Below are 14047 nucleotides of genomic sequence, written 5' to 3'. Positions count from 1 at the left end.
AACAGGGATTTAAGGGGAAAAGGGAGTGAAGCAAAGCTCCGCACGAAAAACAGTTATGTCTCAGCGCGGAGCGGTGCTAATTAGGCAGAAAGCTGTTCCATTGTTTGCAAAATACGCTTGTCGGAAATCGGATATGGTGTCCCTAATTGCTGAGCAAATAAGCTGACACGCAACTCTTCAATCATCCAGCGGACTTCTTTAACATCTTCATCTTGCTGACGTTTTGGCGGTAGCTTACTGAGCCATTGCTGCCACATCTGCTGCACATGTTCAACGCGTTGCATTTGTGCGCGGTCGCGATGAGGATCCACCGCCAGTTTTTCCATCCGGCGCTCAATCGCTTGTAAATAACGTAATGTATCCGGTAACCGCTTCCAGCCATTATTGGTGACGAAACCGCGATAAATCAGGCCCCCAAGTTGGGCTTTGATATCGGAAAGCGCTAAGGCCTGCGAGATATCGACCCGGCCTTTCAGCCGCTTATTAATACTGAATACCGTGGTAAGGATCTGTTCAACTTGCTGGGCAATATCGACCACAGTTTCATTCAGCTCGGCTCGGACTTTTTCTTGTAGCCGAGCAAAATCAGCCTCTTGCCACACTGGGCCGCCATTTTGGGCGACCAGTTTATCCACCCCGCAAGCGATGCAATCATCAATTAAATCCATCACTTTGCCATACGTATTAAAATAGAGGCCGAGTTTGGATTTATTCGGCAACTTTTCATGCAAATACTTAATCGGAGAGGGAATATTCAGCAGCAATAAGCGCCGAGTTCCTTGCCACATGGCCTGTTGTTGCTGAGATTCTGTATCAAACAAACGAATAGCTACACTGTCTTTTTCATCCACCAGCGCCGGATAAGCTTTGACTTCATATCCACCACGGCGCTGTTCATAGCATTCAGGTAGAGAACCGAAGCTCCAGATATGCAAACCATTTTGTTCGATACCATCGTCAGCAACCGCAGAGAGCGTCTCCTGCACTTTCTCTTGTAGTTGCAACTTCAAGGCAGCAAGATCTTTGCCTTCACGTAGCGTTCGATTTTTGTCATCCAGCACCCGGAATGTCATCTTCAGGTGGTCTGGTACCTGCTCCCATTGCCAACTTTCACGTGACACCGTCACGCCAGTCATGCGACGAAGCTCGCGCTCTAAGGCATCTAGCAGCCCTGTCTCCAGTGGCGTTGCTCGTGCCAGAAAAGCTTCCGCATAATTAGGCGCAGGAACAAAATTGCGGCGAACCGGTTTGGGCAATGACTTGATCAGTGCCACCACTAACTCACGGCGAATCCCGGGGATCTGCCAGTCGAAGCCCTGCTCCTGAACCTGATTGAGAATAGGCAATGGAATATGCACCGTAACCCCATCGGCATCAGTACCTGGTTCAAATTGATAGGAAAGCCGTAACTTTAGTGAGCCTTGATGCCAAAAATTTGGGTAATCCAGCGGGTTAACTTTGTTAGCACCATCCTTGATAAGCATGGTTTTTTCAAAGTTAAGCAACTCGGGTTGGGTTTGACTGGTTTTCTTCCACCAGCTATCAAAATGACGCGCTGAAATAACATCGCGACCAATACGCTGATCATAGAAATTAAACAGTGTCTCATCATCGACCAGAATGTCGCGCCGACGGGATTTATGCTCCAGTTCTTCCACTTCGGCCAATAGTTTCAAATTGGCGCGGAAGAAAGCATGGCGCGTTTGCCAATCCCCTTCGACTAATCCATGACGGATAAACAGCTCGCGACACAGTGGCGGGTCAATCGGGCCATAGTTTATTTTGCGCTCAGTCACGATCGGCAAGCCAAATAAGGTGACTTTCTCACTGGCCATCACCGCCCCTTGCGCTTTCTCCCAATGCGGATCGCTATAATGGTGTTTAACCAGATGCTGCGCCAAAGGTTCAATCCACTCTGGCTCAATACGAGCCGCAATGCGGCCCCACAAACGGCTGGTTTCAACCAATTCTGCGACCATGCTCCATTTCGGCGGTTTTTTAAATAAGCCGGACCCGGGGAAGATAGCGAATCGGGCATTGCGCGCACCGGTATATTCTTGCTTATCAACATCTTTCTGACCGATATGAGATAGTAAGCCGGTCAGTATTGCGGTATGCACACTGCGATAATCCGCCGCGACACTGTTGACCGGGATTCCTAGCTCTTTCACGACCTGACGCAGCTGAGTATAGATATCCTGCCATTCGCGTACCCGCAGATAGTTCAGGAAATCGCTGCGGCATAACTTACGAAATTGTGCCGATGATAGCTCTTTTTGCTGCTCTTTCAGGTAATCCCACAAGTTAACGAACGCCAGGAAATCAGAATCTTTGTCGGCAAAGCGGCGATGTTTCTCATCAGAGGCTTGCTGTTTATCCATTGGCCGCTCACGCGGATCCTGAATAGATAACGCCGAGGTGATAATCATCAACTCCCGCACACTGCCACTTTTCTGTGCTTCAAGCACCATGCGCGCCAGACGAGGATCGACCGGCAATTGCGCCAACTGACGGCCTAGTGGTGTTAATTGCTGATGACCATTATCCGCGGTTTGTATCGCCCCTAACTCTTCCAGCAGCCGCACACCATCTTGAATATTGCGTTTATCCGGCGCTTCCACAAATGGGAATGCAGCTATATCCCCCAGACCTAATGAGGTCATTTGCAGGATAACTGACGCCAAATTAGTGCGCAGGATCTCAGGATCGGTAAATTCAGGACGTGAGAGAAAATCCTGCTCCGAGTAAAGACGGATACAAATACCGTCCGACACACGACCACAGCGGCCTTTACGTTGATTAGCCGAGGCTTGAGAAACGGGCTCAATTGGCAACCGCTGGACTTTGGTGCGGAAACTATAGCGGCTGATACGCGCCGTGCCGGGATCGATAACATACTTGATGCCGGGTACAGTCAGCGAGGTTTCTGCGACGTTGGTCGCTAGCACAATACGCCGCCCGTGATGAGACTGAAACACTCTATTCTGCTCACTATTTGACAAGCGAGCATAGAGCGGCAGCACTTCGGTATGGGGCAAGTTCTGTTTTGTCAGCGCATCCGCGGTATCGCGAATCTCACGCTCACCGCTCATAAATATCAGAATATCACCGGGGCTCTCATGGCTCAGTTCATCTACCGCATCAAAAATAGCCTGCAACTGATCGCGCTCAACATCGTCGGCATCATCCACTATCGGGCGATAGCGCACTTCCACCGGATAAGTACGGCCTGAAACTTCGATAATCGGTGCATTATTGAAATGTTTAGAGAAGCGCTCGGGATCAATGGTAGCCGACGTAATAATGACTTTAAGATCAGGGCGTTTGGGTAATAATTCACGCAAATAGCCCAAAATAAAATCAATGTTCAGGCTGCGTTCATGCGCTTCATCGATAATTAAGGTGTCATATTGCATCAGCAGACGATCTTGCTGAATTTCAGCCAGCAGAATACCGTCGGTCATTAACTTAACCAGCGTATTCTCGCCAACCTGATCGTTAAAACGGACTTTATAGCCGACACAACCGCCAAGGGAAGTGTCCAATTCATCAGCAATACGGTTCGCTACCGTCCGAGCCGCCAGACGCCGTGGCTGGGTATGGCCGATGACCCCTTTAACACCACGCCCCAGCTCCAAACAGATTTTCGGCAACTGCGTGGTTTTACCCGACCCGGTCTCACCGGCGACGATAACCACTTGGTGGTCACGGATAGCATCATAAATATCTTGTTTCTTCTGACTGACCGGCAAATTTTCAGGATAAGTGATGGTCGGACAGGCCGCTCGACGGCTGACAACCCGCTGCATCGCCGTGGCTATTTCAGCCTCAATTTCACGGGTAATGGCTTCTATAGCCTCAGGATTATTGACTTTTCGTGCGCCTTGCAGCCGACGCCGCATACGCTGTTGGTCACGGAGCATCAACTCACCGAGTTGGGAAGATAATGCTGCGAGTGAAGATTTCACGTTCAGTGTTCCTTGTTACGATGCGGCTGCACTCAAGGTATCAGCCCAATGATTTGATGCTATGGATTTGATTAGCTGGTGTTTTTTATTAATAGACGGTAATTTTGACCTGCTAACGCTCTGTAAGAAATCCATAGCTTTTAATGATATAAACCTTACCGGATATGGTAACACAGACAGAGTTTGCCCCGTAACCCAACCGATATTGGCTCGCTGATTATCCTCATTCAATAAAATCGAACAAAGAACGCAAAATATTGCGCTATCACTGATAGAAAAATATGAATAAAGTGTATTCCATTGAAAGGGCGTATCGCCTAAGTCTCTGTTACCTTTTAAGGAATTACGATGAGCAAAGTTCTGGTCCTGAAATCAAGCATCTTGGCAACTTATTCACAGTCTAACCAACTGGCTGATTTTTTTGTTGAACAATGGCAAGCCGCCCACGCTGATGATGAAATCACGGTTCGTGACTTAGCCGCTCAACCTATTCCGGTATTAGATGGCGAACTGGTTGGTGCTTTGCGCCCTTCAGATGCAGCCCTGACGCCGCGTCAACAAGAAGCTCTGGCACTCTCTGATGAGCTGATTGCTGAATTGCAGGCCAATGACGTAATTGTCATGGCGGCGCCCATGTACAACTTCAACATCCCGACGCAGTTGAAGAACTATTTTGACCTGATTGCCCGTGCTGGCGTGACTTTCCGTTACACCGAGAAAGGCCCGGAAGGTCTGGTTACTGGCAAACGCGCCATTATTCTGACCAGCCGTGGCGGCATCCATAAAGATACCCCAACTGATCTAGTGGTGCCTTACCTGCGTCTGTTCCTGGGCTTTATCGGGATTACCGATGTTGAGTTTGTGTTCGCAGAAGGTATTGCTTATGGTCCTGAAATGGCAACCAAAGCACAGGCAGATGCCAAAGAGTTATTGGCTCAGGTGGTTAGCGCTTAATTAGCCAATGTAAATAAACACTTAACTTTCGCGTACTGGCGGGTGTCTCCGCTAATGCGCGACTGAAATGACCTTGTATTACCCTCGTTTTACCCACTCGTTCATTTATTCAAGATAGTGTTTGTATTCAGCGCACCTTAGGGTGCGCTTTTTTTATGTTCTGGCAGCGGGCTCCTGCGCTAACAACGCCATGGCACTCTCTTCATCAGTCACTAATCCATTCACCCAATGGCCGCTGAGCACCGCTTTAATAGCCTTATGTTTCTCCTTACCCCCCGCAATGGCAATAACCGGCTTCTCTGGCTGAATACGCAGACTGGCGCTGGTCAAACGCTTATCTAATTCGTAGCTCACACGTTGACCATTAATATCGATAAAGTTACCCAACATTTCTGCCACCACATTCGATCCCAGCAACGCATCAACATCAAGCTCGGAGATAAAACCATCTTTATGCAGTGGACAGTGATACCCCATGGAGCCGATACCGATAAACGTGACATCCGCTTGCGCGGCTTTCTCTGTCACCGTGCGATAAATACGGTGATTGCACCACAGGTCACGATCTGCGGCACTGTCGGCAAACAGTGGCGCGGGCAAAATAAAATAGCGCCCTTGGGTTTTCTCCGCCATCCACAGCGGAACGTCATAGCGGGTACAAGAACCATCAGCAGCAATCGCCCCGATAAGTGAAACGCAGCTGTGCTGCGGGCGCTCAAAATCAGGTAACTCGTCGATAGCCGCTTTCAAGCTACGCCCTGAACCGACACCAATAACCAGTGGCTGCTCTTGGCGTAAAAATTGCGCCATAACCTCGGCGCCCGCCACGGCGACAGCCCGCAGAATACCGGCGCTGTCCATTCCCAAACTGGGCACCACCTGACATTGATGCAAACCATACTGCTTTTGCAGTTGATCCGCTAACGCCATACAGCGGCCAACCGGATGAGCAATGTTGACGCTGATTAGCCCGTTATCAATCGCACAAGCCACCAGCCGCTGTGCAACCTGACGCGACACACCCAACGCATCAGCAATTTCATGCTGAGTCTGCCCGGCAACGTAATACATCCAGGCCGCTCTGGCCGCCTGATCCAATTTTTTATCACTCTTATGCATGGGATTATCTACGTGGATATCTGCGTGTGAAGTCACCATGTTAATCATTTTACGCCGCTCTTTGGCAGATTTTTATCTCTGCTGTCATTTATGTGAGCTAAAGCCCAACTAAAGGGCAAAAGTTACACTAATCTATCGCAATTAGAGCAAATGCCCCACTAAAGGGCTTATGCCCAAGATTTATCTTAACGCCTACTGTGATTGCGGAGAACATAATGAATACTGAGCTGAACTCAACCCCTGCTGTATGGCTACATATTGGCGCTGGCTCCTTCCATCGTGCCCATCAGGCCTGGTATTTACACCGTTTGCGGGCCATGGGAGATAACCGCTGGTCAATTGCGCTGGCTAATATTCGTGACGATGCCGCCCCTTTGTTAGCAGCACTCGCCGCACAAGATGGCGAATACACGCTGGAAACGGTCACCCCCGCCGGTGAGCGCCAGTACGAGAAAATCACCTCGCTGCGTAACATCATCCCGTGGGATAAAGAACTGAGTCATCTCGTGGAACAAGGTAGCCGACCAGAAACCCGCGTGATCTCCTTTACCGTCACCGAAGGCGGCTACTACCTAGATAACCAATTTAATCTGCAACAAGATAACGCTGATATTCAGGCCGATCTTAATGGTGATTGCCGGACAATTTACGGCGCTGTCAGCCGCATTTTATTGCAACGACAACAAATGCAGAGCGGCCCGGTGACACTGCTGAATTGCGATAACCTGCGCCACAATGGCGAGCGTTTCCGCCATTGCCTGCTGGAATTTCTTGCCTTGCGCGACCAGCAAAGCCTGCTGAGTTGGGCAACCAGCCAGACTCGCAGTCCCAATACCATGGTCGATCGCATTACCCCACGCCCCTCTGATGACATCGCCCCACGCGTATTGGCGCAAACCGGTTTTGCCGACCAGGTGCCCGTGATGGGGGAATCATTTATCCAGTGGGTGATTGAAGATGATTTTATTGCTGGCCGCCCGGCGCTGGAGCAGGTTGGCGTAGAGATGGTGGCGTCCGTATTGCCATATGAAGAGGCCAAGATCCGCATTCTCAATGCCAGTCACAGCTGTATTGCCTGGGCCGGCACCTTGATGGGGCAAAGCTATATTCATGAAAGTACGCAAACCGAGGCCATTCGCCAGATGGCTTATGACTATGTCACTCAGGACGTCATTCCATCGCTGTCACCCAGCCCATTAGATTTAGCCAATTATCGTGATGTGGTGTTGGACCGCTTCAGTAACCCGTATATCCGTGACACTAACCAACGCGTCGCCGCTGATGGTTTCTCCAAAATTCCCGGATTTATCACCCCGACTTTAATGGAGTGCTACCAACGAGGCGATACGCCAGCCGCCACTGCCATGCTGCCCGCCCTGTTCTTTGTCTTTATGGAGAGCTGGCATCAAGGCACCCTGCCATATGAATACCAGGACGGAATGCTGGATGCTTCTGCCGTTCACGCTATGTTCCAGTCAACCGACCCGGTCGGCCTGTTTGCCCGCGACAGCAAACTGTTTGGCCCTCTCGCCAGTGATCGTCAGTTTGAGCAGTTATTACGCCAATCCATTGACCGGGTAAATGCCTGGCTGGTAGCGAACCGTTAATTATCGATGAGGAATGGCTATGTATCTTGGACTTGACTTAGGCACATCAGAAATTAAGGCCGTGGTAATTGATGATCGGGGGCAAATTCTGGCCAGTGAGGGCGAGCCGCTCACGGTTCAACGCCCACATCCACTGTGGTCAGAGCAAAATCCAACTGACTGGTGGCAAGCCACACAGCGCGTAATGGCTCGTCTGCGCCATAAAATTCCGCAACGCTGGGGGGAAATTCTCGCCATTGGTCTATCTGGCCAAATGCACGGCGCAGTCTTGCTCAACCGAGAAGACCGCATCTTACGCCCGGCCATTTTATGGAATGATGCCCGCTGCGCCGAGGAGTGTGAGGAACTGACACGCAATGCGCCACAGCTACATCAAATTGCCGGAAATCTGGCGATGCCCGGTTTTACCGCGCCTAAGCTGCTGTGGGTGGCTCGCCATGAGCCAGAGATTTTCTCGCAATTGGCAACTGTATTGCTACCCAAAGACTATCTTCGCTGGATGATGAGTGGCGATAAGGTCAGCGACATGTCTGACTCCGCCGGCACATTGTGGCTGGATGTAGCAAAGCGCGATTGGTCCGACTCCCTGCTAGCAGCCTGCGGGTTATCACGCGATATGATGCCAAGGTTGATTGAAGGTAATGAACCCAGTGGTTATCTGAAAGCTGATATTGCTCGCGAATGGGGTTTATCCGATAGAGTCGTGATTGCGGGTGGTGGTGGCGATAATGCCGCCAGTGCCGTCGGGATTGGCGCTATCAATCCTGGTGATGGTTTTATCTCGTTGGGGACATCCGGCGTATTGTTCGCCGTCAATGATTGTTACCGCCCGAATCCCCAATCAGCCGTTCACGCCTTTTGTCATGCTCTGCCACACCGCTGGCATCAAATGAGTGTGATGCTAACCGCCGCCAGTGCCCTGCGCTGGTTATGCCAACTGCTGGGTACCAATGAAACCACCTTGCTGTCAGAAGTGGCCCAACTTAGCCGGTCAGAGCAGCGGTTGGCCCCCATTTTCCTGCCTTATCTCTCCGGGGAAAGAACGCCGCATAATGACCCATTAGCTACGGGTGCATTCCATGGCATGACCCATGCGACCGACCGGGCAGCATTAGGCTATGCGGTGCTGGAAGGTGTCACTTTCGGTATTACGGATGGCTTAAGAGTCTTGCAAGCAGCCGGAACCCAACTCACTCAAGCCTCGCTGATTGGTGGCGGTGCTCGCAGTCTGTGGTGGGGGCAACTGATGGCTGACACCCTTAATTTGCCTATCGTCACCCACAGTGGCGGAGAAGCGGGCGGGGCTTTAGGCGCGGCGCGCTTAGGGTGGTTGGCGGCAGGTGGCGATGAGTTGCGAGTTTGCACTAAGCCGCCAATCGATCAGCGGTTTATTCCTGATATTAACCGGCAGGATGCCTTATTTTCCCGCCTGGAGCGCTACCGGTTGCTGTATCAACAGCAAAAACAGCTACGCCAATCATTACCACAATAAAAACCCATTAGCTGTCCCTACAAACCTGTTTCTATCAACAATAAGCTAGCGCTGATGCGCCAAAGGAACTTGCCATGCAAAAAAAACCTACCCACTGGTTTGGTTTGCCGATGAATTTGTTCTGGGGTTACGTTGCCATTGCCATTTTTATGAGCGGTGATGGCTTTGAAATGGCCTTTTTATCCAAACACATCACGGATATGGGCTTCTCCCCAGCACAGTCAGCCTTCGTATTTACGCTCTATGGACTGGCCGCCGCGATAGCCGCCTGGAGTTCGGGTGTTGTTGCTGAAATCATTACACCACAACGCGCCATGCGGATTGGTTTTATCCTTTGGGTCGTCATGCACTGCCTGTTTATGGTGTTTGGTTTAGGGATCAAAAGTTATCCGCTAATGCTGTTGTTCTACGGTATCCGTGGTTTGGCATATCCATTATTTATCTATTCGTTTGTTATGCTTATCGTGCAAAACGTACCTAAGCAACAGCTCTCTTCGGCCATGGGCTGGTTTTGGGCGATGTATTCCATCGGGATTGGGGTGATAGGCAGTTATTTGCCAAGCTTTACCATCCCAATGATTGGCGAAACCGGTACTTTATGGTTTGCCATTGTGTGGGTTACGGTTGGCGGTATGATGGCGCTGATACTGCTGCGCAATGTCGGCACCGCCAGCCCCAAGGCCTCGCTCTCTAACAAAGAGAAAGTAAAAGAGCTGTCGCGCGCAGTGACGATTTTATTTACCAATAAGAATATTTTCTTATCCTGCCTAATCCGCATCATCAACACGTTATCGCTGTTTGGCTTTGCCGTGATTATGCCGATCCTGTTTGTTGGCCGACTCGGTTTTACTATGTCCGAATGGCTACAAATCTGGGCTGTATTCTTCTTCGTGACTATTTTCACCAATATTATGTGGGGGATTTTGGGCGAAAAGATTGGCTGGATGCGGCAAGTGCGCTGGTTCGGTTGCATTGGTTGCGCCCTTTCCAGCCTGGCGTTTTACTATATTCCGATGCACTTCGGCCATAATTTCTGGGCGGCACTGATCCCGGCGGTGATGCTAGGGATAACCGTCGCCGCCTTTGTTCCAATGACCGCCGTGTTCCCAGTGTTGGAACCGGAGCACAAAGGGGCTGCTATTTCGATTTATAACCTGTCTGCCGGCCTGAGTAACTTTGCCGCTCCGGCGATAGCCTCTCTGGTGTTGCCATTCTTCGATATCGTGGGCGTGGTGTGGGTTTATACCGCCCTCTATCTGATTGCCGCAGTGCTGACCCTGATTGTCAAAGTGGAGCAACCGGGCCACGTCGATACTTATTATCGCCCAGAGTCACTCAATAGCATTAATGGTCATCCTGCGGCTGTCAGCCTACAAGTTGAGCGCTAACAGCACTATTTTTTGTAACCATCTCCGCCATAAAAAACGCCCGTTTCATGCGGGCGCTTTTTATCAATTGGATGAGGTCGGTACAGTAATGATCAGCGCTGCATCCATTGACCATTAATTCCGCGCACATATTCACCCGCTGCCGCACGGTTAACCAGCTTTTGCCCCGCCAGTTTGGCAACATCCTCGGTTGAGATATGATTTTTCTGCGCCACTTCTTGGTATTTCTCTGCTCTGGCGATATTGATTTGCTCCACCAGCGCCAACGTTTCAGCGTCTTTTTTCACCGGAGCCAAATAGCCGCTCAGTGTTTCTCCTACCCGGCCTTGCTGCTTGGCCTGTTCTAAGGTCAGCGCCAACACCCCCGAGCTAAACAACAAACTGCCACTCAGTACCACAAAGGCCAGAATCGCGTTAATCAACCGTTGCTTGCCACCAACCCAGCCTAAAGTTTGCTTTTTCATCGTGGCTCCTTAGAATAGATTGGATTGATTTTTAAGTAAATTTTCTACGTCTTTATCCACTCGGATCTGGATTTCATGCTCGATTTTGACGTTCATATTGATAGTGATAGGTTTTTCTGGCGTTGCTACCTCAAGGCGTAAACAACCACTGAGCAGGAAAATGCCCAACACTATTGCCACACGTTCCCATGTTAAGATCTTCATTCCTTCGCCCTCGCCGGTATTGCTGTTGGTTGTAACGAGATAGTGGGTTTTAGCGAAATATTTTGCTGTAACCACTCTTGTAAATTGTCACCAAAACGCAGGCTACGCCAGAGTTGGAACACATTTTCCTCGTGTCGATAATTCAATACTATCTCTCGTTTTGAGTTTTTCTGCGTATTTACCCCATGGATCTTCGAGCGTAACGTCAATTGGCCCAAATTATCCAGATCCACCGTGGCATAAGATTGATAAATTTCCATATAGCGTAACCAGTCAATCGCCGCACCGGCGACAAAATTACTGTCACTGATTGAATTGGCCAGATCCTGATCCAAACGCAGTGTCACCATACCCTGATTGGCAAACCAGCCATTACGCACCAGCCACTGCGGGTTATTAAGATACAGGGGCAATTCGCCGTTCACTTTGCCCGACATGGCAAACTGCTTAGGTTGCAGCACGGTAAATAGCTCACTTAAGTCGATGGCGGTTAATTTCAGCACCGCCGCATCATGTTGCGGCAAACGCAAAGCAGATAAACTCAAATGGCCTTGCAGAATATCCATGCCAACATTACTTAAGGTCAATGGGGCATCCTCTGAATAAGGATAAGTCCCTTGAAGGTCGGCGGTAATATTCTGCATTGTAAACAAGTTAGTCACCGAGGCAATGCGCAGCATAACCGGCTCTTTGGCCCCTAACTGCCAACGGTGATTTTGCAAGCGATACGACATGACGAAATCCAGCCCACTCAACTCGCCCTCTTTCAGCCACATCCCGCCATTCTTCACCACCCAATGCCCTCCCGCCGTGAATCCTTGTTCACGGGCCGCAGAGAAGGCAGCTTGAGCATAAAGCTCCCCATCACGCAGCTTAATTCCTAACTCCGGCGCAATCAGCGGCTGGAAAACCGTTAGTGACTGTTTCGGCCACCAGCCCTCACCACGTAGACGCTCACCATCCCAACGCCCGCGCAGTGGAATGGGCCCAATGTTCTTGGCCTGTAATTTCCCCTGCCACAAGAAACTGTCTGGGCTCTGTCCATTGAGTTGCAGTGACAATAAAGCAGGAGGCAGATACCCGCCACCATCACTGAACGCCACTTTTTTAGCGCCCAGTTCCAATCCGGCAATAAAGGCCGGATGATGGTTATCTCGCTGCCAGGTCAAGGGTTTCACCAAGGTCAGCCGTGGCGCTTCAACCTTGACTAGCCCATATTGCAGATGGTCAAAACCGGTCGATAACTTCTCGAGCGTGATAAGCGTCCCCCGCCAATTACCGGTGCCGCCCATATCCCAACGCGCAGCCAGTGGAGGTAGACGGCCATTGCCCCAATAGCGCCATTGCCAGAGACCTTTATCAGGCCAAAACTCTTGCGCCTGGCCATCAAGATGGAGATTGAAATCACCCCAATAGCTGTCCTGTGCATCCACAATAGCTTGTAACCGGCCAGTCACACCGGCGGCGGTGACCTTGACACCCGCTAACGGCCAGCGGGCATCTCTGATGCGCAATTCCGGTGTCACATTACCATGCGCACGCAACAGTGCCCCCGGATGGAGAACCCATGTCGGGTTCAATACTGAACCACTCAGTAGCCCGGGAATAGTGGCATTGAGTATCATATGCTCCAGATTAGCTTGCCCACTGAGCTGAAACTTTAAATTGCTGTTGATCATGCTCAGATTACCCGGCCCGAGTGTCAGCACAGCATTACCTTTGCCACTTTTTCCCGAGGTTATCACGTTGATTCGGGCATCAATCGAGGTCTGATCCAGCCCCTGATCCCAATCATGCAAAGTGAGATTAATGCCACCACTTAAAGGCTGCTGAGCATATGGCCACTGCCATTGCCCAGCAGTAATCTGAATTTGATTGGGAGTGATGTGCCAGGGCAGCCGCGCCAGCGGAGTGTCATCGCCGCGCTCAGTGAGTGTCAGAACGCCCTGCTGCTGCGCCCAGCTCAAATTTAATAATAGCGGCTTAGACAGATAACCGGTTGTCAAGACACCGTCGAGCGCCCCCTGCTCTGGCCATTCATCCAGTGACAGGGGAATTTTGATTTTGCCACTCAGTTCAAATGGCTGCGGAGTGCCGGGTACTGCAATAGAGAATTGGTGCAGACTCAGCTGCTGCTGTTCATCCAAAGTGGCAGCAAAACTCAATTGCGGCCCTTGATAATGTAACTCTTGCAACAATTTTTTCGGGTCGGGCGAGGTCAGCGTCAGTTTGCCGGCATATTGCTGCCACGGCGTAATTTGCAGATTGGCGATGTCCAAATCCAATACGGATAACTGCTGTTGCCAATTTGCCAAATCTTGCGTGGCGCTCTCGCCACTAGCCGGTAATTGGCTGAGGCAAGCGGTATCCAAGGCAACCTGATTAGCGCCTAATAGCCAGCGGCCCTGATGATAACCTACACTCAATTGCTCAATATTAGCGAGCGTGCAATCTTGCACCTGATAGCGCAATTGGGAGACGCGCAATGCGCCATCACGCCAAACCGGCGAGCTGGATAAAATAAGCTGGCTCCCCGCGGGCAGCCAATACTGTGCAATTTTGGGTAACCACTGCGGCAGGGTTTTCCATAATATCATCAGAGAAACTGCGCTGATTAATAACAACCAACCCACTATTTTTGCGCATTTAGCCATGACTTGCCTTGTTTTATACCCTACACGTCGTCCAGTGTGCTTTAATCTGTGCAGCTTAAAGTACTGCAAGATACCATAATCAATAACTCTGCCCTTGTGATATGCATAGAACTGCTGCCATTGAAAAGCGGAATAAAAACCTTACCTCATTGGCATAGGAATGTTACAAGCGCCCCATTCACTTATTATTGTGGCAA

Annotated in this window: 9 protein-coding genes; 4 read left to right on the top strand and 5 right to left on the bottom strand. The window is 50.4% G+C overall.

Annotation, left to right across the window (positions count from 1 at the left end):
• Positions 1–80 precede the first annotated feature (80 nt).
• Positions 81–3968, bottom strand: a complete 3888-nt coding sequence (gene hrpA / locus FTA96_RS10370) for an ATP-dependent RNA helicase HrpA (protein ID WP_145573748.1) — start codon at positions 3966–3968, stop codon at positions 81–83.
• 348 nt (positions 3969–4316) lie between these two features.
• Here hrpA and azoR point away from each other — a divergent pair, with 348 nt between their 5' ends.
• Entirely contained in the window at positions 4317–4922 is a 606-nt protein-coding gene (gene azoR, locus FTA96_RS10365; RefSeq protein ID WP_050134497.1) for an FMN-dependent NADH-azoreductase, read from the top strand.
• Between the two features lie 153 nt (positions 4923–5075).
• Here the strand turns inward: azoR and FTA96_RS10360 are convergent, their stop codons facing one another.
• The gene (locus FTA96_RS10360) at positions 5076–6041 is read right to left on the bottom strand and encodes a sugar-binding transcriptional regulator (protein WP_050121419.1); all 966 of its coding nucleotides are present in this window, start codon (positions 6039–6041) and stop codon (positions 5076–5078) included.
• A gap of 215 nt (positions 6042–6256) precedes the next feature.
• Here FTA96_RS10360 and dalD point away from each other — a divergent pair, with 215 nt between their 5' ends.
• From dalD to FTA96_RS10345, 3 genes are all read left to right on the top strand, one after another.
• Complete coding sequence (dalD, locus tag FTA96_RS10355) at positions 6257–7648, top strand: D-arabinitol 4-dehydrogenase (protein WP_050134498.1); 1392 nt, start codon at positions 6257–6259, stop codon at positions 7646–7648.
• 19 nt (positions 7649–7667) lie between these two features.
• A complete protein-coding gene (gene xylB / locus FTA96_RS10350; protein ID WP_145541885.1) occupies positions 7668–9140 on the top strand; it encodes a xylulokinase in 1473 nt (490 codons plus the stop codon).
• Between the two features lie 74 nt (positions 9141–9214).
• Positions 9215–10528: an MFS transporter gene (locus FTA96_RS10345; RefSeq protein WP_050107102.1), complete on the top strand. Its 1314-nt coding sequence runs from the start codon at positions 9215–9217 to the stop codon at positions 10526–10528.
• A 92-nt stretch (positions 10529–10620) separates the two neighbouring features.
• On the opposite strand, the gene FTA96_RS10340 is transcribed toward FTA96_RS10345, so the two are convergent.
• Genes FTA96_RS10340 through FTA96_RS10330 form a run of 3 tightly spaced genes read right to left on the bottom strand, consistent with a single transcriptional unit; the run spans position 10621 to position 13850 of the window.
• Positions 10621–10992 carry a YdbL family protein gene (locus tag FTA96_RS10340; protein WP_145534320.1) on the bottom strand — a complete coding sequence of 124 codons (372 nt, stop codon included), beginning with the start codon at positions 10990–10992 and terminating at the stop codon, positions 10621–10623.
• Between the two features lie 9 nt (positions 10993–11001).
• Entirely contained in the window at positions 11002–11196 is a 195-nt protein-coding gene (locus FTA96_RS10335) for a YnbE family lipoprotein (protein ID WP_032910206.1), read from the bottom strand.
• The gene (locus FTA96_RS10330; protein ID WP_145573746.1) at positions 11193–13850 is read right to left on the bottom strand and encodes a YdbH family protein; all 2658 of its coding nucleotides are present in this window, start codon (positions 13848–13850) and stop codon (positions 11193–11195) included. The genes FTA96_RS10335 and FTA96_RS10330 overlap by 4 nt, the downstream gene beginning before the upstream one ends.
• Positions 13851–14047 lie beyond the last annotated feature (197 nt).

This window comes from Yersinia alsatica, from assembly GCF_902170305.1.
Classification (GTDB): domain Bacteria; phylum Pseudomonadota; class Gammaproteobacteria; order Enterobacterales; family Enterobacteriaceae; genus Yersinia; species Yersinia alsatica.
The sequence above is the reverse complement of the archived record's forward strand: the minus strand, read 5'-3'. Positions and strand labels throughout refer to the sequence as shown.

What these genes read in the sequence shown, in the direction of transcription:
- azoR (WP_050134497.1), top strand. Translation starts at nt 4,317, where the DNA reads ATGAGCAAAGTTCTGGTCCTGAAATCAAGCATCTTGGCAACTTATTCA.
- FTA96_RS10360 (WP_050121419.1), bottom strand. Translation starts at nt 6,041, where the DNA reads ATGCATAAGAGTGATAAAAAATTGGATCAGGCGGCCAGAGCGGCCTGG.
- dalD (WP_050134498.1), top strand. Translation starts at nt 6,257, where the DNA reads ATGAATACTGAGCTGAACTCAACCCCTGCTGTATGGCTACATATTGGC.
- xylB (WP_145541885.1), top strand. Translation starts at nt 7,668, where the DNA reads ATGTATCTTGGACTTGACTTAGGCACATCAGAAATTAAGGCCGTGGTA.
- FTA96_RS10345 (WP_050107102.1), top strand. Translation starts at nt 9,215, where the DNA reads ATGCAAAAAAAACCTACCCACTGGTTTGGTTTGCCGATGAATTTGTTC.
- FTA96_RS10340 (WP_145534320.1), bottom strand. Translation starts at nt 10,992, where the DNA reads ATGAAAAAGCAAACTTTAGGCTGGGTTGGTGGCAAGCAACGGTTGATT.
- FTA96_RS10335 (WP_032910206.1), bottom strand. Translation starts at nt 11,196, where the DNA reads ATGAAGATCTTAACATGGGAACGTGTGGCAATAGTGTTGGGCATTTTC.
- FTA96_RS10330 (WP_145573746.1), bottom strand. Translation starts at nt 13,850, where the DNA reads ATGGCTAAATGCGCAAAAATAGTGGGTTGGTTGTTATTAATCAGCGCA.